Genomic DNA, 16,570 nt, shown 5'->3' with positions numbered 1-16,570 from the left:
GACCTCTAGCAGCTCGGCTTCCTTGGACTTGAGCAGCTCATCGATCGCGTCGGTGTGCTTCTTGGTGAGGCCGTCGAGGCGCTTCTCGGCACCGGTGACGTCGTCCTTGCTGGCCTCGCCGTCCTTCTCGAGCTTCTCGAGACCCTGCTTGGCCTTCTGGCGCACCTGGCGCACCGAAATACGACCCTGCTCGGCCTTCTCCTTGGCGAGCTTGATGTATTCCTTGCGGCGCTCCTCGGTCAGCTCCGGGAAGACCGCACGCAGGATCTTGCCGTCGTTGGACGGGTTGACACCGAGGTCGGAGTCGCGGATCGCCTTCTCGACGTTGGCCATCGCGCCGATGTCGAACGGGGCGATGTTGATGATCCGCGGCTCGGGGCTGGTGAACGAGGCGAGCTGCTGGATCGGCGTCGGGGTGCCGTAGTAGTCGACCAGGATCTTGCTGAACATCTGCGGGGTCGCCCGGCCGGCACGAATCGTGGCGAAGTCCTCACGCGTGGAGTCCACCGACTTCACCATCTTGCTGTCGGCCTCGTTGAGGATGTCGTTGATCACCGGATGCTCCTGTGCGCTCGTAAGTGTTGTGGGTGTGGGTGGCGTGTGGGCTCGTGCCGCTCAGCCAGCGGTGACGAGCGTACCGATCTTCTCACCCTGGACGATCCGGTAGACCGCCCCCTCGTCCTCCGCGCCGTAGACGACGATCGGCATCTTGTTCTCCATGCAGAGGGCGAACGCGGTGGCGTCGGCGATCTTGAGCTGCTTCTGCAGCGCCTCACCAAAGGTGATCTCATCGTACTTCGTCGCCGTCGGGTCCTTCTTCGGGTCGGCGGTGTAGACCCCGTCGACGCCGTTCTTGGCCATCAGGACCACCTCGGCGTGTACCTCGAGGGCGCGCTGGGCGGCAACGGTGTCGGTGGAGAAGTAGGGCATCCCGGAACCCGCGCCGAAGATGACGACGCGGCCCTTCTCGAGGTGACGCATGGCCTTGCGCGGGATGTAGGGCTCGGCGACCTGGCCCATCGTGATCGCCGTCTGCACGCGGGTGTCGACACCCTCCTTCTCGAGGAAGTCCTGCAGCGCGAGGCAGTTCATGACGGTGCCGAGCATGCCCATGTAGTCGGCGCGGGACCGGTCCATGCCGGCCAGCTGGAGCTCGGCGCCGCGGAAGAAGTTGCCGCCGCCGACAACGATCGCGACCTGCACGCCGGAGGCGGCGACAGCGGAGATCTCCTTGGCGATCGAGGCGACCACGATGGGGTCGACACCGACCTCGCCACCGCCGAAGTTCTCTCCGGACAGCTTGATCAGGATGCGCTGGTAGCGGGTCATGCCGTGGCCTTTCCTGGGGCGACCTCTTGCGGGGTGGTGCATGCGGGGGTGGCGTACGAAAGGGCCGGTCCGATGATCACCATTCGGTTCATCGGACCGGCCCCTTTCGTCGTACGTTGCTGCTCAACCTAACCGATCGCGCGCTGTGCGCGCGGAATCAGGCTCGGTTCAGGCGCCGACGTCGAAGCGGGCGAACTGCTTCACCTGCGTGTTAGCGGCGTCGAGGACCTGCTTGACGGACTTCTTCGACTCGAAGACCGACTCCTGGTCGAGCAGGACGATCTCCTTGAAGAACGCCTTGATCCGACCCTCGACGATCTTGGCGACGGCAGCCTCGGGCTTGCCCTCCTCGAGCGTCTTCTTGGTGAGGACGTCCTTCTCGGCGTCGACCACGTCGGCCGGCACCTCGTCGGAGGTGAGGTACTCCGCCTTGAGCGCAGCAGCCTGCTGGGCGGCCTGCTTCGCGGCCGCCTCGTCACCCTCGTAGGCGACCAGGACGCCGAGGCTCGGCGGCAGGTCGGAGGCCTTCTTGTGCAGGTAGACCGTGGTCTCACCCTCGAAGTAGGCCACCTGGCCGAGCTCGATCTTCTCGCCGATGGTGCGGGCGAGCTCCTCGACGGTCTCGCCGACCGTCTTGTCGCCGAGCGAGACGGCCTTGAGGGCCTCGAGGTCGTTGGCCTTGTTGGCGTCGGCAGCATCGGCGATCTGCTGGGCAGCAGCGACGAAGCCCTCGTTCTTGGCAACGAAGTCGGTCTCCGAGAGGAGGCTGACCAGCGCGTTGCCGGACGCGGCGACGAGGCCGGCCGAGGTGGTGCGCTCCGCGGCGCGGGCGGCGGCCTTGGCCGTGCCCTTGACGCGAAGGATCTCGACAGCCTTGTCGAAGTTGCCGTCAGCCTCGTCGAGCGCCTTCTTGCAGTCCATCATGCCGGCCTGGGTCAGCTCACGGAGCTTCTTGACGTCGGCAGCGGTGTAAGCCATGTGTGTCTTCCTCTGACTTGTTAAGTGGCTCTTGGGTGGACGATGAGGCTCAGGCCTCGGCCGGGGCCTCAGGGGCCTCGGCGGGGGTCTCCTCGGCCGGAGCCTCGGTGGTCTCAGCAGCCTCCGCGGCGGGGGCCTCCGCAGCCGGGGTCTCCTCGGCCTTGGCCTCCTCGGCAGCCGGGGTCTCCTCGGCCTTGGCCTCCTCGGCAGCCGGGGTCGCCAGGAGCTCGCGCTCCCACTCGGCCAGCGGCTCCTCGGCGGTGGCGCCCTCGGTGCCCTCGGTCTTGCCACCGGAGCGGGCGATGAGGCCCTCGGCGACGGCGTCGGCGACCACGCGGGTCAGCAGGCCGACCGCGCGGATGGCGTCGTCGTTGCCCGGGATCGGGAAGTCGACCTCGTCGGGGTCGCAGTTGGTGTCCAGGATGCCGACGATCGGGATCCTGAGCTTGCGAGCCTCCTCGACAGCGAGGTGCTCCTTCTTGGTGTCGACGATCCAGACGGCGGACGGGGTCCGGCCCATCTCGCGGATGCCGCCCAGGGTCTTCTCGAGCTTGTCGCGCTCCCGCTTCATCTGCAGGAGCTCCTTCTTCGTGCGGCCCGAGCCGGCGACGTCGTCGAAGTTGACCTCGTCGAGCTCCTTGAGGCGGTTGATCCGCTGGTGCACGGTCTGGAAGTTGGTGAGCATGCCGCCCAGCCAGCGCTGGTTGACGTAGGGCATGCCGACGCGGGTCGCCTGCTCGGCGATGGCCTCCTGGGCCTGCTTCTTGGTGCCGACGAACATGATCGTCCCGCCCTTGGCCACGGTCTCCTTGATGAAGGCGTAGCTGCGGTCGATGTAGGCCAGCGACTGCTGCAGGTCGATGATGTAGATGCCGTTGCGGTCGGTGAGGATGAACCGCTTCATCTTCGGGTTCCAGCGACGGGTCTGGTGTCCGAAGTGGACGCCGCTCTCGAGGAGCTGGCGCATGGTCACGACTGCCATGATGTTTTTTCTCCTAGGTGGTGGCCCGCGCGTGCACCGCTGGTGGCTCGACCTTGCGTTTCTCGAGGTCGGGCGGGTGTTGGCGCGAGCCGGTCGGTTTTCAGTTTCGCGCCCATCGGTGGTGATGGGCCCTGACGCCTGCACGCGGTCCGACCTGAGCGTGCTGCTCGGGACTGAGGGCCGCGCCCGCGGGCGACCGGCGTCTCGGAGCGAGATACCGTCGCGGTCTGCTGGCGTGCGAAGTCAGCCCACAGGGGGCTGCCGGTCCAAGACTAGCCGCCGACCGGTGTCTCGGGCCAATCCTCCGTGACCGGCTCCGGCGCGGGCCGATCAGTGTCCACAGGGGTGTTTCGGGACGGGGTTCTCCACAGGACGTACGGCGCTCGTTGTGCGGGTCCTCGATCCGGGGTTGTCTGCTCGTCATGACCTCGTACCGCCTCTCCGACCGGGCCCGCGCCCTCGTCGCGGCCCTGTTCCTCGTCGTCCTCATCGCCCCGGCAAGCCCAGCCCTCGGAACGCCACGTGCCGAGGTGGCGCCGACCGGCGCCGCGCTGGGTGGGGCTGTGGGCCACGACGAGGGTCCGAGCCCGGTCGGAGAAGCCGACGAGGTCCCCCGAGGCGTGTGGCCACTGACACCCCAGCCGAAGGTCGTGCGCCGCTTCGACCCGCCAGATGCTCCGTGGGGTGCAGGTCATCGCGGCGTGGACTTGGCCGGGCCGCCGGGCGCGGTCGTGCGCGCCGCGTTGGCCGGGACGGTCGCCTTCGTCGGACTGATCGCCGGCAAGGCGGTGGTGACCGTCGACCACGGAGCCACCCGGACCACCTATGAGCCGGTCGCGGCCACCGTGGCCGTCGGCGACCCGGTCGCAGCCGGAGCGTCGTTGGGCCGGCTCGGTACCGCCGGCTCGCACTGCTTCCCGGCCACCTGCCTGCACTGGGGTTGGATCCGCAACGCCGACGATGTCTACCTCGACCCGCTGCTGCTCGTCGACGCGCCGGAGCCGGTCCGACTCCTCCCCCTCTGGCGCAGCGACCCGGTCAGGTAGGCCGACTCACCGAACCGCGTCCGTCCCCAGGGTTTGTAGACCGACAAGACGACGGCGATCGTGAGGGCGGTCAGCGAAACGGCCGGCGGGAACCGTAGGTTGCTGATGTCACCGGTCAGCTCGCCGGTCGCGGCCAGGACCTCGCCGATGATCCGCACCTGCTCCATACCCGGCATCAGGACGAAGAGGATCAGCGCCACCAGCACGATGTTGACGACCAGCTTCACCGCGACCCACCAGAACCGCGCCAGCCCCCACTTGCTCCCCCAGCCGAGCGCCAGTCCGGTCGCCAGCACGATCAACCCCGCCGCGAGCATCGGGCCCGCGAGATAGGTGCCGATCACCTGCAGCGCCAGACCACGGTCGGCGGCGTCGCCCGATCCCGAACCGACGGCCGCCATGATGCCCACCACCACGTCGATGCCGAGCCAAGCTCCCACCCCGAGGAGATGGAGCACGAGCACTGCCTTGCGTACGCCGGGCCGCAGTCGCGCCTGCCTGTTGGACGTCGAGTTCCTGGTCATGCCCTCAGACTGGCCGGGCAGCGCCGCCCCGGCGTCCGCGCGACGGCGGTGACTGCGTACGCGATCTGGCGTAGGCCCCGCCGAGTCGACGGTCGTGCGGCCGAGAAGTGAGTCATGGGTCGCGAAAGTCGAGTTCCGTCACCCACGACTACGGTTTCGGCCACCGCAACTGCCGACTCGGCCGACGCAAGTGACGGCTCGGCGGGTCAGGCGCGAGGGTGGGCCTGGCGGTAGGCCTTGCGGAGCCGGGCGCTGCTGACGTGGGTGTAGATCTGGGTGGTGGCCAGGCTGGCGTGACCGAGAAGCTCTTGGACCGAGCGCAGATCGGCGCCACCCTCGAGGAGGTGGGTGGCGGTGCTGTGGCGCAGTCCGTGGGGGCCGAGGTCGGGGGCGCCGGGGACGTCGGCGAGGCGGCGGTGGACGAGGGTGCGTACGGCGCGCTGGTCGAGCCGGCCGCCGCGAGCGCCGAGGAACAGGGCCGGGCCGGAAGACTCGGTGAGCAACTGCGGGCGGCCACGGACGACCCAACGGTCGAGCGCCCGCACCGCGGGGCCGCCGAAGGGCACCATCCGCTCCTTGCGTCCCTTGCCGAGCACCCGGACGACCCGGCGCTCGTAGTCGACATCGTCCAGGTCGAGGCCGACGAGCTCACCGACGCGCGCGCCGGTCGCGTAGAGCATCTCCAGGAGGGCGATGTCGCGCATCCCCAGCGGCGTGCCGTCCTCGGCCGCGGTGATGGCTGCGGCGATGAGGGACTCGACCTCGTCGGGGCGCAGTACGGGCGGAAGCGTGCGGTGGGCCTTGGGCGAGCCGAGCGCGGCGCCGGCATCGACCTGTGCCCGGCCGGTCCGGACCAGCCATCCGCAGAAGACCCGGGCCGCGGTGGCCCTCCGGGCCAGGGTCGTACGTGAGTGGCCGGTCGTCTGCTGCTTGGCCAGCCAGCTGCGCAGAGTGCGCAGGTCGATCGCCTCGGGCTCGGTGCGGCCCATCCGGTCGGCGTGGTCGAGGAGGCTGCGGATGTCGCCCAGGTAGGCCCGGACCGTGTGGTCGGAGAGGCCACGTTCGGCGGAGAGGTGTCGCTCGTAGTCCCCGAGCAGCGCGGCGTAGACCTCGGGGAGCTCCGCTTCCGTGGACCCGCCCTCCGGGTCCACCTCGGGATCAGCGCTCACCGAGCCAGGATAGGTGTTTGCCCGGGCCTCAGGTGCGAGCCGCGCCCGGGGCCAGCTGCCACCCGTCGGGGAACCGCTCGGCGAGACCGAGCGCCTCGAGTCGGGACAGCGCGGTGCCGGCAGTCTTCGGGTGCAGGCAGGCGGATCTCGCGATCGCGAGCTGTGACGAGGGGCTGCTCACCGGGACCGCATCGAGGACCTGCTTCTCGACGGAGGTGAGCGAGTCGCGGCGGCGTACGGGGCCTCGGGGTTCCTCGGGGACCGCCTCGCCCATGTCGCCGACGAGCTCGCGCACGTCGAGACCGTCGGTCACCAGGACGCCCTTCCCACTGCGGACCAGCTCGTGGGTGCCGACCGAGGTCATCGCGCCCACCTGACCCGGCACCGCCATGACAGGTGTGTTGATGCTGTAGGCCCAGTGTGAGGTGTTGAGAGAGCCGCTGCGCGCTGCGGCCTCGACGACCACGGTGCCCCGGGCGAGGGCGGCGATGATCCGGTTGCGGGAAAGGAATCGATAGCGGGTGACAGGGAACCCCGGCGCGATCTCCGAGATCACCGCTCCGCCCTCGGCTATCGCGTCGAGCAGGCGCCGGTTGCGCAGCGGGTATGGAACGTCGACGCCACCTGCGAGCACGGCGACGGTGCTGCCCGGCGGCCCGGTGAGCGCGCCCCGGTGAGCGGCCGCGTCGATGCCGACCGCTGCCCCGGAGACCGTCACGAAGTCGTTGACCGCCAGATCCGCCGCGATCCGCGCCGCGGCGTCGGCGCCATAGGCGGTGGCGTCCCGGGACCCGACGATGGCGACCGACCGGTCGAGGTCGCTGAGCAGGAGCGGTCCTCGCACCCACAGACCGAGCGGCGTGCCAGTGCGGTGTTGAAGGGGCTCCTGCCCGGCGAGCCGCTCGACCTGAACGGGCCACTCCTCGTCGCCGGGGATGACGTAGCGGAACCCGGCGTTGCTCGCCCGCTCCAGGTCGCGGTCGGGGTGGATCTGGGCCAGTCGTAGCCTCGCTTCGAGGCCGTCGTCGCCGAGCTCGGGATCCTCCTCTGCAAAGCGCCGGTAGACCTCGGTCGCGGTGGATCCCACCATGCAGGTGTCGAGCAGCGGGGTGCCGGGCTCAATCAACTGGGTCAGCGCGACCCGGGCCAGACGCTCGCGCTCGAGGTCGGTGAAGGTCGGTGCGACGGGCTCCGCGGTCATGCCGACCTCCCCTCGAACACCGACACCGTGAGCGAGCCGCCGTTGCGCAGCGCGAGCGCCGTCTCGGTCTCGGTGACCCCCGGCCAGTCGACCCCGGCAAGGTCGGCAACCGTCCACGCGAGGCGATGCACGCGGACCGCGCCGCGACGGGTCAGGGCGCCGGAGAAGATCCGAGAGTCGATGAGCGCTTCGGCCGATGGCGGCAGCGGCCAGTTGTCGCGCAGCGCGATGCCGCTGGCCTGCCCGTTGAGCCGCCAGCCGAAGTCGGCGTAGCGCTCGCGCTGGCGGCGTCTGGCCGCCGTGACCCGTTCACGGATGTCGGCGCTGGTCTCCGAGCCCCACGGATCATGGTTCTGCTCGGACATCGGCCGCAGCGTGCGGATGATGTCGATGCGGTCCGTGATCGGTCCGGAGACCTTCCGCTCGTAGGACTGGCGCTCGTTCGACCGGCAGATGCAGCCGTCCTTGGTGATCGAGGCGTCGAAGTTGCCGCAGGGACACGGGTTGGCGGCGAGCACGACCAGGGCGCGTGCTGGCAGCGTCACCGACTCCTCGCCTCGCGACACCGTGATGTCGCCGCTCTCCAGCGGCTCGCGCAGGCACTCGATGACGTCACTCTTGAACAACGGGAACTCATCGAGGAAGAGAACGCCGGCGTGGGACAGCGAGACCTGGCCGGGACGGACCCTGCCGGTGCCACCGCCGACGATCCCGGGTTTGGAGGCGTCGTGGTGCGGGGCCGCGAACGGCGGACGGGTCAGCAGCCCTCGGTCGACGTCGAGCACCCCGGCCAGCGACTGCACCGCCATCACTTCCAGCGACTCCTCACGGGAGAGATCGGGCAGGATCGTCGGGATCCGCTCGGCGATCGAGGTCTTCCCGCAGCCCTTCGGCCCCTTGAGCAGCAGGTGGTGTCCACCGGCCGCCGCGACCTCGACCGCATAGCGGGTCTCGGGCATGCCACGAAGGTCGGACATGTCCATGTCGTCGAGCCTGCGATCACCCCGCCAGCCGAGCAGGCTGCCGCCGGTGCCGGTGGCGACCGGCGGCGCGTCGGGCACCGGCTCGCCACGCAGCTCGGCGACCACCTGGCCCAGCGACCGGAACCCCAGGATCTCCATCCCCGGCACCATCCGCGCCTCGGCCACCTGCGGCTCCGGCACCACCACCCGCGCGATCCCGGCGTGGGAGGCGGAGAGCACCATCGGGAGCACACCGGAGGTCGGCCGCAGCCCACCGTCGAGCGCCAGCTCGCCGATGAAGACCGTGCGTTCCAGCCCGGTCGTCTCGAGCTCGCCACCGGCCGCGAGGATCGCCAACGCCATCGCGAGGTCGTAGTGCGACCCGCCCTTCGGCAGGTCGGCCGGCGAGAGCAGCACGGTGATCCGCTTGGTCGCGGGCCATTCGAGGTCGGAGTTGATGATCGCCATCCGCACCCGGTCGCGCCCCTCGGCCAGCACGCTGTCGGCACGCCCGACCAGCGTCACCCCGACCAGACCGGGCGAGACATCGGCCTGCACGTCGACCAGGTGACCGACCGCGCCCCGAAGGGCGACGCCATGAGCTCGCGCGTATCCCATCACAGGCCCCTGACGTGATCGACCAGCGCCGAGCCACGGGGCGCGTGCATCACCGCGACGAGATCGATCCGGATCCCCGGAGCACGCACGTCGTGCTGCTCCAGCCAGGCGATCGCCAACCGCTTCAGCCGGTCGAGCTTGGTCTTGTCGACCGCCTCGTGCGGAGTGCCGCACCCGTCATGGCTGCGGGTCTTGACCTCGCACACGACGAGGGTGTCGCCCTCGCGCAGGACCAGGTCGATCTCCCCGTCAGTGCACCGCCAGTTGCGGTCGAGCACGGTCATACCCGCCTCGACCAAGTGCCTCTCGGCGACCGATTCGCCGTAGTTTCCCAGCGCGATCCGCGCCGGCGCCGTTGAACTCATCATGGGCCTCCTGCCATTCGGCTTCGAGGTCCAGACTCATCGCGAGCACCGACAATCAGGGCTGGGTCCGGGGCGCCTGGGGATAACCCCGGATCGAGATCGCCCTGTGGACAGCACCTGGCCCGAGATCAGCCCGCCATCAGTCCAACGGCTGGTCGATGTCGGTCGGGTTGAGCGTCTCGACGTTGACGTCCTTGAAGGTGAGCACCTTGACCGCCTTCGCGAACCGGGCCGGCCGATACATGTCCCACACCCAGACGTCGTTCATCGACACCTCGAAGTAGACGTCCCCCAAGTCCGTACGCGCCCGCACGTCGACCTGGTTGCACAGATAGAAGCGGCGGTCGGTCTCGACGACGTACTTGAAGATGCCGACCACGTCGCGATACTCGCGGTAGAGGGTCAGTTCCATCTCGGTCTCGTACTTCTCGAGATCCTCCGCGCTCATGCCGCCTCCTCCGTAGAGGGAAGCGAAGAATACGGAGGCGGCGGCCTGAGGTCATCGGTCGCTCGCTGACGCTCGCTCATGCCTAGGACTCTAGAGCCAACTCCCGGGAAGTTCCGGGAAGACTCCACGAGCGCCGGTGATATGCCGAGGGCCCCAGGCGCTCCAGCGCGGCGATGTGGGCGGGGGCGGAGTAGCCCTTGTTGTCGGCCCACGCGTAGTCGGGATACTCCTCGTGGAGCGCGACCATCAGCGCGTCGCGCGAGGTCTTCGCCAGGATCGAGGCGGCGGCGACGGCGGCGCACTTCATGTCGGCCTTGATCATCGTCGTCACCGGCGGCACCTCGACCTCCTCCACCATCGCGGAGACCTCACCGAAGAGCCCCTCCTGCACGGGCGGGGTCAGATAGTTGTGGTTGCCATCGAGCAGCAGCGCGTCGGGACGTACGTCCAGGGCGCTCAACGCTCGCTGACCGGCCAGCCGCATCGCGGCCATGATCCCGACCTCGTCGATCTCGGAGGCCAGCGCATGCCCGACGGCGGAGTCGACGGCCCACCGGCGCACCTTCGGCGCGAGCATCTCGCGGGCCTCAGGAGTGAGCAGCTTGGAGTCGCGTACGCCCTGGGGTGCCGTCCGAGTGGAAGCGGTGATCACCACGATCCCGATCGAGACCGGCCCGCAGAGCGCGCCGCGCCCGACCTCGTCGACGGCGCCGAGATGGGTGACGCCGTCGCGCAGCATGGACCGCTCGACTCGCAAGGTCGGCGCAGCACTCACGGTGACGGCACGTCCTCGAAGCTCTCGGGGCGGTGGATCCACTTCGCCCGGTCCAGCGGCCAGCCCAGCGCGACGACCTTGCCGACCACGTTGTCCTCCGGCACCCAGGGCACCAGCGCGCAGTCGGTCTCGTTGGCCGTGCACATGTGCACGGTCGAGTCGGCCGAGTTGGCCCGGTTGTCGCCCATCACGAACAGCGAACCCTCGGGCACCGGACCGGCCTCCCAGTGGCGGTTGCCGGGCATCGGCCCGAAGCACTCGCCCTCCTTGTTGGGGCGGCCGCACTTGGTCTGGGAGGGCCGGGCGTACGGCTCGTCGATCGGGACGCCGTTGACCATCAGTCGACCCTGCTTGTCGCAGCACTCGATGACGTCGCCGGGGACCCCGATGACACGCTTCACCAAGTGGCCCCCCTCGGGGTAGAGACCGATGACCGCGAGCGCCTTGCCGAAGATGTTGCTGGGACCTGCCGACTCGTCGACACCGAGCCAGGAGCCCGGGTCGGAGAAGACCACGACGTCGCCGCGCTGAGGGGTGCCGGCGAGCCAGTAGGACGGCTTCTCCACGAGCACCCGGTCGTCGGTCGCCACCGACGGGCCACCCTGCAGGCCGGGCTCCATGGACTCCGAGGGGATGTAGAAGGCCTGCACGAACAGGGCCTTCACGACGACCGCGACCAGCACGGCCAGCACGACCAGGACGATGCCCTCCTGCCAGGCCGACAGGCGGGGCTTGTGCTCCTCCTCGCGGCGCGGGCCGTTGGCCGGGCCCTGTTGCTCAGCGGCCCAGCGCGGGGCCTGTGGAGAAGACGAGAACGACCGCGATCCCCCTGTCTCGGGCCCGTCCCAGCGGGCCTGGGGCCCTACGCCGACGGAAGGATCGCGGTCGTTCGAAGTCACGCGGTGAGTCTAGAGAGTTCCTCCACAACGAGCCTCATCGACTCGCTATCTTCAGGGACCTCTCAGGCCTCGGTCTGGGGCAGATCGGGCGTCGCTTCGCTCCGCTGATCAAGCCCCAGCCGCTCAGGCCTCGCGGCGCTCCTTGATCTTCGCCTTCTTGCCGCGCAGGTTGCGCAGGTAGTAGAGCTTCGCGCGACGGACGTCACCGCGGGTGACGACCTCGATCTGCTCGAAGATCGGGGAGTGCAGCGGGAAGGTGCGCTCGACACCAACGCCGAAGGAGACCTTGCGGACGGTGAAGGTGCGGCCGATGCCGGAACCGTGGACGCGGATCACGACGCCCTGGAAGACCTGGACGCGGGACCGGCTGCCCTCGACGACCTTGACGTGCACCTTGACGGTGTCACCGGCGCGGAACTCCGGCAGGTCGTCGCGCTTGGAGGCGTTGCCGACCTCGGCGAGTACGTTGCTCATCATTTCTCCTCACGCTCGCCACAGGCCGATCGCGGTCATCCATGCCCTGGTCAGGGCTATCTTTGGCGGTGGTCCAGCCACGCTGGCCGGCGGCGCACGGTTCCCCCTGTGGCAGGAGCCCGTCACGACACCTCCGGGTGTCTTCTTCGGAGCGTGCTTCGGCCGACTGGACCGGTCCACAAGTCTGCCACAGCGCCGCGGGCCGCCGAGAATCGAGACGTACGCGGCGCCCCCTGCGAGGATTCCCTCGTGACCGACACCGACTGGCCACCGCACACCTACGTGACGCGCCCCTACCGGCAGCGGATCCCGCGCGGCCCGCGCGTTGACCGGCTGCTCCGTGAGGTCACGGTGGCGCTGCCTCCTCACATCGCCGACCTCGACCTGGCGCTGGAGCGGCCGGTGGCGGCGATGACGACCGCCAGTGCGGGCGCGCTCCGTCATCTCGACCTGGTCCACGGCCGGACGATGGACGGGCTCAACCATCTGCAGCTGCGCACCGAGGCGATCGACTCCTCCAAGATCGAGCACGTCGAGGCCAGCATGGCCGACTACGGTCGGGCCCTCCTCGGCATCGGCGCCAGCTCCTCGGCGACCTCGATGGCATCCGCGACCCAGGCGATGCAGCGGCTGATCAGCGAGGCCGACACGACCCGCAAGATCACCTCCGACGCGATCCTGCGCGCCCACCGGGACCTGTTCGCACGCCATCCCGACGAGGCGGCCAACGCCGGCAGGTTCCGCGTCGTGCAGAACTGGGTCGGCGGCTCCGACTACGCGCCCCGCGACACCCTCCACGTGCCACCGCCGCCGGAGACGGTCGTCGACTACATCGAGGACCTGGTCGCCTTCGCGAACCGCGACGACCTCTCCCCCATCGCCCAGGCGGCGATCGTGCACGCCCAGTTCGAGTCGATCCACCCCTTCATCGACGGCAACGGCCGGATCGGTCGGGCGCTGATCCACGCCGTGCTCCGACGACGCCGCGCCTCGCGCCACCTGGCCGTCCCGATCGCATCGGCGCTCGTCGCCCACCGCGACCGCTACTTCGCCGCCCTCAACGACTACCGGGCCGGCACGGCGTCCACGATCATCGCCATGCTCGCCGCCTCGACGACGATCGCGACGACGGAGTCGTGGAAGACGGCCGAGACGCTGGAGAGCATCCGGCGCGGCTGGGGTGAGGCGGCCGGTGACCCACGGCCCGGGTCTGCTGCGTACCGTCTTCTCGACCTGCTCACCGAGGAGCCCATCCTCAACGCCGAGCTGGTCACCAAGAGCCTCGGCATCGAGGACCCGGAGGGGACGATCGACGGCTTGGAGCATGTCGGAGTCCTCACCCGCACCAAACGCACGCGCCGCTCCCCCGTGTGGGTCGCGCCGGCGGTGCTGGCCGAGGTCGAGGACCTCAGCGCCCGCATCCAGCATCAGGCCCGACAGCTTCCGTACGGCCCGCGCTGAGGCCTGCTCCTCCAGCAAGGTATGCAGACGAAGGCACCTCGGTACGCCGCAAGGCCCGCCCCGCGAACGGGACGGGCCTCGTGGAGGATGCGATCAGATCAGCCGAGCTCGGAGTAGCCCGGCTCGTGGAGGACGGTGTCGATACCGGCGACCTCGTCCTCCTCCTTGGCGCGGAAGCCGACGGTCTTCTCGATCGCGAAGCCGATGACGAAGGCGATGACGAACGAGTAGACGATCACGGTGAGCGAGGAGAGGATCTGGGCACCGAGCAGCTTGAAGTTGCCACCGAAGACCAGGCTGCCACCGGTGAGCGACTCCATGCCGAAGATGCCGACCCACACGCAGCCGATGAAACCGGCGACGAGGTGGATGCCGACGACGTCGAGCGTGTCATCGAAGCCGAGCTTGAACTTGAGCTCGACAGCCAGGGCGCAGATGGCACCGGCGACGAGGCCGAGGACGAGCGCCCAGACGGGGCTGACGAACGCACAGGCCGGCGTGATCGCGACCAGGCCGGTGACGATGCCGGAGGCAGCGCCGACGGCGGTCGGCTTGCCGTCCTTGAACTGCTCGACCACGATCCAGCCGATCAGACCCGCGGCCGGGGCCAGCAGGGTGTTGAGGAAGATCAGCGAGGTCTGGCCCTCGTCGGCACCGAAGACACCGGTGTTGAAGCCGAACCAGCCGAACCAGAGGATCGCGGTGCCGATCAGCACGAGCGGTACGTTGTGAGCGACCGTCTCCTCCTTGGAGAAGCCGACCTTGCGACGACCGAGCACGAGCGCCAGGGCGAGCGCCGCGGCGCCGGCCGACTGGTGGATCACGGTGCCGCCGGCCCAGTCGAGGGAGCCACCGAGGCCGTAGACGTTGTTGGCGAGCCAGCCGTAGAAGTTGCCCTCGGAGTCCACGCCCCAGATCCAGCGGAAGGTCGGGAAGACCACGAAGGTCGCGAAGAAGACGGCGAAGATCATCCAGGGCCAGAAGCGAGCCCGGTCGGCGACGGCCCCCGAGACCAGGGCGACGGTGATGATGCAGAAGGCGACCAGGAAGGCGTGGCCGCCGAAGAGGTTGCCCGCGTCGCCGCTACCGGCGGAGGTGACGAGGTCGGTCATACCGAAGTCCTCGAACGGGTTACCGAAGAGCTTGCTCCCACCGCTGGTGCCATTGCCAGCGATGCCGGTGCCGCCGTAGAGGACGTAGAGGATCGTCACGACGGCGATCGAGCCGAAGCTCAGCATCATCATCGAGACGACGGACTTGGCCTTCACCAGGCCGCCGTAGAAGAACGCGAGACCGGGGGTCATGAAGATGACCAGGGCCGCGCACAGGAGTTGCCACGCAAGTTCGACAGACATTCAGTGCCTCATTGATTGAGTCTCGGGATGGGGCTGTGACGCCACGCGAGCCACATCGCTCGTCGTACGCATTGCCCGGCATCGTTGCGACGCAAGGTTTCAGAGACGGATGCCTTGTGTTACAGAAAAGTAACAGAGTTTTCGGTTGCTGATCCGTTACCGTCGAGTTGCATGGGTCTTAGTCATGATGACGGCGCCTGAGGGAGCCTCGAGGTCACGGCGCAGGCGGAAGCCGGCCTTCTTGTAGATCTTCTGGTTCCGCTCACTCTTCGCTCCGGTGAAGAGCTGGTGGGTCTTGGCACCCGCCGGCGCCACCGCCTGGATGTGGTCGAGCAGCTGACGACCCAGACCCCGGCCCTGCAGGTCCGGGGCGGTCATCAGCCGTCCGATCTCCCAGACGTCGCCCTCGAGCCGGGCACGGACCGAGCCGACCAGCCGCCCGGCGGAGCGGACCACGTAGACGTCGTGGGTCTCCAGAGCGCGCGTCGTGTCGTCGAGCGACTCGTGCAGCGGCGGGATCGCGACGCCGGGGTTGTCGTGCATCTCCTGCACCCAGCAGGCGAGCTGGAGCGTGTGCAGCTCGGGCACATCAGCACGTACGGCGGGCACGATCTCCCACTCGGTGGCTGCCTGGGAGGCGTGGAGCAGGTCGGGGCGGCGTACGGAGGTCCGGGTTACCGCTTGGTCGTGGCGCCACTGCGCGATCCGCTTGTGGTCGCCGCTGAGCAGCACCTTCGGGACCTCGAGGTCACGCCAGGAGGCGGGCTTGGTGTAGACCGGGTACTCCAGCAAGCCGTCCTCGTGGGACTCCTCCACGAGCGACTCGGCGTTGCCCATGAACCCGGGGAGCAGGCGTACGACGGCCTCCGTGATCGCCATCGCGGCCACCTCTCCCCCGTTGAGAACGTAGTCGCCCAGGGAGATCTCGCGGACCTCGGCACGGGTGGCGGCGTGGTCGAGGACGCGCTGGTCGATGCCCTCGTAGCGGCCGAGCAGGAAGACCAGCCGCTCCCGAGTCGACAGCTCGCGGGCCAACGCCTGGGTGAACGGCTCGCCGCTCGGGGTGGTCACGATCACGGTCGCGCCGTCGATCGCCAGCTCGTCGAAGGCCTCGCCGAACGGCTCCGGCTTCATCACCATCCCGGCGCCACCGCCGTACGGCGTGTCGTCGACGGTGCGGTGCTTGTCGTGCGCCCAGGCACGCAGATCGTGGACGTGCAGGTCCAGCAACCCGGACTCGATCGCCTTGCCCGGCAGGCTCAGCCGGAGCGGCGCGAGGTAGTCGGGGAAGATGGTGAGGTAGTCGAGCCTCACGTGGCGTCGTCCTCGTCCTCGGTGCTCTCGGGGAACGGCGTGACCAGGCCGGGGCGGTCGGCGATGACGACCTTCTTCTCGACCAGGTCGACGACCGGCACCAGCGCCTTGACGAACGGCACCAGCGCGTCGCGCCGGTCCGGGGTACGGATCGTCAGCAGGTCCTGGGCTCCCCCGTGGACCAGCGCCTTCACCGTGCCCAGCTCGCGGCCCTCTTCATCGAAGGCGGTCAGGCCGACGAGCTGATGGTCGTAGTACTCGTCGGGGTCCTCGGGGGTCTCCTCGGCCGGGACGTCGGCGAAGAGCAGCGTCCCGCGAGCCGTTTCGGCCTCGTTGCGGTCGGCGATCTCCTCGAAGGCGATCTGGAGCACCTGCCCGTGCCATCGGGCGCCCTCCACGGTCAGCTCCTTGGCGGCGTACGCCGATCCCTTCGGCGGCCGCGCCCGCAGCACCGTGCCCTCGGCGAACCGCCGGTCGGGCTCGTCGGTGCGCACCTCGACGGTCACGAACCCTCGGATCCCGTGCGGCTTGCCGATCCGTCCGACCAGCACCTCGATCAACTCCACGAGGTGAGCCTAGAGGGTGGCGTACGTAGGGCCGAACTCCTCAGCGCGGGGGCGGCGCCGCTCGCTGTAACACGCTGTTCGTAGGACTACTCGCCCTATCGGAT

At 69.2% G+C, this 16,570-nt stretch carries 18 protein-coding genes; 2 read left to right on the top strand and 16 right to left on the bottom strand.

What is annotated here, in order from left to right; translation table 11 throughout:
• The 4 genes from frr to rpsB form a co-directional block, all read right to left on the bottom strand.
• Positions 1 to 552 (bottom strand): ribosome recycling factor (gene frr, locus ACFU7D_RS22290; RefSeq protein WP_378727897.1); only part of this gene is annotated, 552 nt, incomplete at its 3' end.
• Positions 553 to 615: 63 nt separating this feature from the next.
• Positions 616 to 1,329, bottom strand: coding sequence for a UMP kinase (pyrH, locus tag ACFU7D_RS22285; RefSeq protein ID WP_378727855.1), 714 nt, complete (start codon positions 1,327 to 1,329; stop codon positions 616 to 618).
• Positions 1,330 to 1,497: 168 nt separating this feature from the next.
• Positions 1,498 to 2,307, bottom strand: coding sequence for a translation elongation factor Ts (tsf, locus tag ACFU7D_RS22280; RefSeq protein ID WP_378727854.1), 810 nt, complete (start codon positions 2,305 to 2,307; stop codon positions 1,498 to 1,500).
• Positions 2,308 to 2,356: 49 nt separating this feature from the next.
• A complete protein-coding gene (rpsB, locus tag ACFU7D_RS22275; protein WP_378871313.1) occupies positions 2,357 to 3,289 on the bottom strand; it encodes a 30S ribosomal protein S2 in 933 nt (310 codons plus the stop codon).
• 422 nt (positions 3,290 to 3,711) lie between these two features.
• Here rpsB and ACFU7D_RS22270 point away from each other — a divergent pair, with 422 nt between their 5' ends.
• Positions 3,712 to 4,335, top strand: a complete 624-nt coding sequence (locus ACFU7D_RS22270; RefSeq protein ID WP_378871311.1) for a murein hydrolase activator EnvC family protein — start codon at positions 3,712 to 3,714, stop codon at positions 4,333 to 4,335.
• Here ACFU7D_RS22270 and ACFU7D_RS22265 read toward each other — a convergent pair.
• The 9 genes from ACFU7D_RS22265 to rplS all read right to left on the bottom strand — a co-directional run bounded on the left by ACFU7D_RS22265 (position 4,254) and on the right by rplS (position 11,770).
• Positions 4,254 to 4,859: a hypothetical protein gene (locus ACFU7D_RS22265; protein WP_378871308.1), complete on the bottom strand. Its 606-nt coding sequence runs from the start codon at positions 4,857 to 4,859 to the stop codon at positions 4,254 to 4,256. The two genes, ACFU7D_RS22270 and ACFU7D_RS22265, sit on opposite strands and share 82 nt — an antisense overlap.
• 206 nt (positions 4,860 to 5,065) lie before the next feature.
• A complete protein-coding gene (locus ACFU7D_RS22260; protein WP_378871306.1) occupies positions 5,066 to 6,028 on the bottom strand; it encodes a tyrosine recombinase XerC in 963 nt (320 codons plus the stop codon).
• A gap of 28 nt (positions 6,029 to 6,056) precedes the next feature.
• Positions 6,057 to 7,229, bottom strand: a complete 1,173-nt coding sequence (gene dprA / locus ACFU7D_RS22255) for a DNA-processing protein DprA (protein WP_378871303.1) — start codon at positions 7,227 to 7,229, stop codon at positions 6,057 to 6,059.
• Entirely contained in the window at positions 7,226 to 8,809 is a 1,584-nt protein-coding gene (locus tag ACFU7D_RS22250) for a YifB family Mg chelatase-like AAA ATPase (RefSeq protein WP_378871300.1), read from the bottom strand. The genes dprA and ACFU7D_RS22250 overlap by 4 nt, the downstream gene beginning before the upstream one ends.
• Positions 8,809 to 9,174, bottom strand: coding sequence for a YraN family protein (locus tag ACFU7D_RS22245; RefSeq protein WP_091050102.1), 366 nt, complete (start codon positions 9,172 to 9,174; stop codon positions 8,809 to 8,811). Before ACFU7D_RS22245 ends, ACFU7D_RS22250 begins: the two co-directional genes overlap by 1 nt.
• A 139-nt stretch (positions 9,175 to 9,313) precedes the next feature.
• Positions 9,314 to 9,622: a DUF2469 domain-containing protein gene (locus ACFU7D_RS22240; RefSeq protein WP_378871298.1), complete on the bottom strand. Its 309-nt coding sequence runs from the start codon at positions 9,620 to 9,622 to the stop codon at positions 9,314 to 9,316.
• Between the two features lie 82 nt (positions 9,623 to 9,704).
• Entirely contained in the window at positions 9,705 to 10,397 is a 693-nt protein-coding gene (locus tag ACFU7D_RS22235; protein WP_378871296.1) for a ribonuclease HII, read from the bottom strand.
• On the bottom strand, positions 10,394 to 11,296 hold the full coding sequence (gene lepB / locus ACFU7D_RS22230) for a signal peptidase I (RefSeq protein ID WP_378871293.1): 903 nt from the start codon (positions 11,294 to 11,296) through the stop codon (positions 10,394 to 10,396). The genes ACFU7D_RS22235 and lepB overlap by 4 nt, the downstream gene beginning before the upstream one ends.
• 123 nt (positions 11,297 to 11,419) lie before the next feature.
• Positions 11,420 to 11,770 carry a 50S ribosomal protein L19 gene (gene rplS / locus ACFU7D_RS22225; RefSeq protein WP_378727845.1) on the bottom strand — a complete coding sequence of 117 codons (351 nt, stop codon included), beginning with the start codon at positions 11,768 to 11,770 and terminating at the stop codon, positions 11,420 to 11,422.
• A 249-nt stretch (positions 11,771 to 12,019) separates the two neighbouring features.
• On the opposite strand from rplS, the gene ACFU7D_RS22220 reads away from it, so the two are divergent.
• A complete protein-coding gene (locus ACFU7D_RS22220; protein WP_378871290.1) occupies positions 12,020 to 13,231 on the top strand; it encodes a Fic family protein in 1,212 nt (403 codons plus the stop codon).
• Positions 13,232 to 13,329: 98 nt separating this feature from the next.
• On the opposite strand, the gene ACFU7D_RS22215 is transcribed toward ACFU7D_RS22220, so the two are convergent.
• The 3 genes from ACFU7D_RS22215 to rimM all read right to left on the bottom strand — a co-directional run bounded on the left by ACFU7D_RS22215 (position 13,330) and on the right by rimM (position 16,466).
• Entirely contained in the window at positions 13,330 to 14,586 is a 1,257-nt protein-coding gene (locus ACFU7D_RS22215; RefSeq protein WP_378727843.1) for an ammonium transporter, read from the bottom strand.
• Between the two features lie 156 nt (positions 14,587 to 14,742).
• Positions 14,743 to 15,900 (bottom strand): tRNA (guanosine(37)-N1)-methyltransferase TrmD, encoded by a 1,158-nt coding sequence (gene trmD, locus ACFU7D_RS22210; RefSeq protein ID WP_378871286.1) that lies wholly within the window; start codon positions 15,898 to 15,900, stop codon positions 14,743 to 14,745.
• The gene (gene rimM / locus ACFU7D_RS22205; RefSeq protein WP_378871283.1) at positions 15,897 to 16,466 is read right to left on the bottom strand and encodes a ribosome maturation factor RimM; all 570 of its coding nucleotides are present in this window, start codon (positions 16,464 to 16,466) and stop codon (positions 15,897 to 15,899) included. The genes trmD and rimM overlap by 4 nt, the downstream gene beginning before the upstream one ends.
• Positions 16,467 to 16,570: the final 104 nt, after the last annotated feature.

The organism is Nocardioides sp. NPDC057577 (genome assembly GCF_042801335.1).
Lineage (GTDB): Bacteria > Actinomycetota > Actinomycetes > Propionibacteriales > Nocardioidaceae > Nocardioides.
The sequence above is the reverse complement of the archived record's forward strand: the minus strand, read 5'-3'. Positions and strand labels throughout refer to the sequence as shown.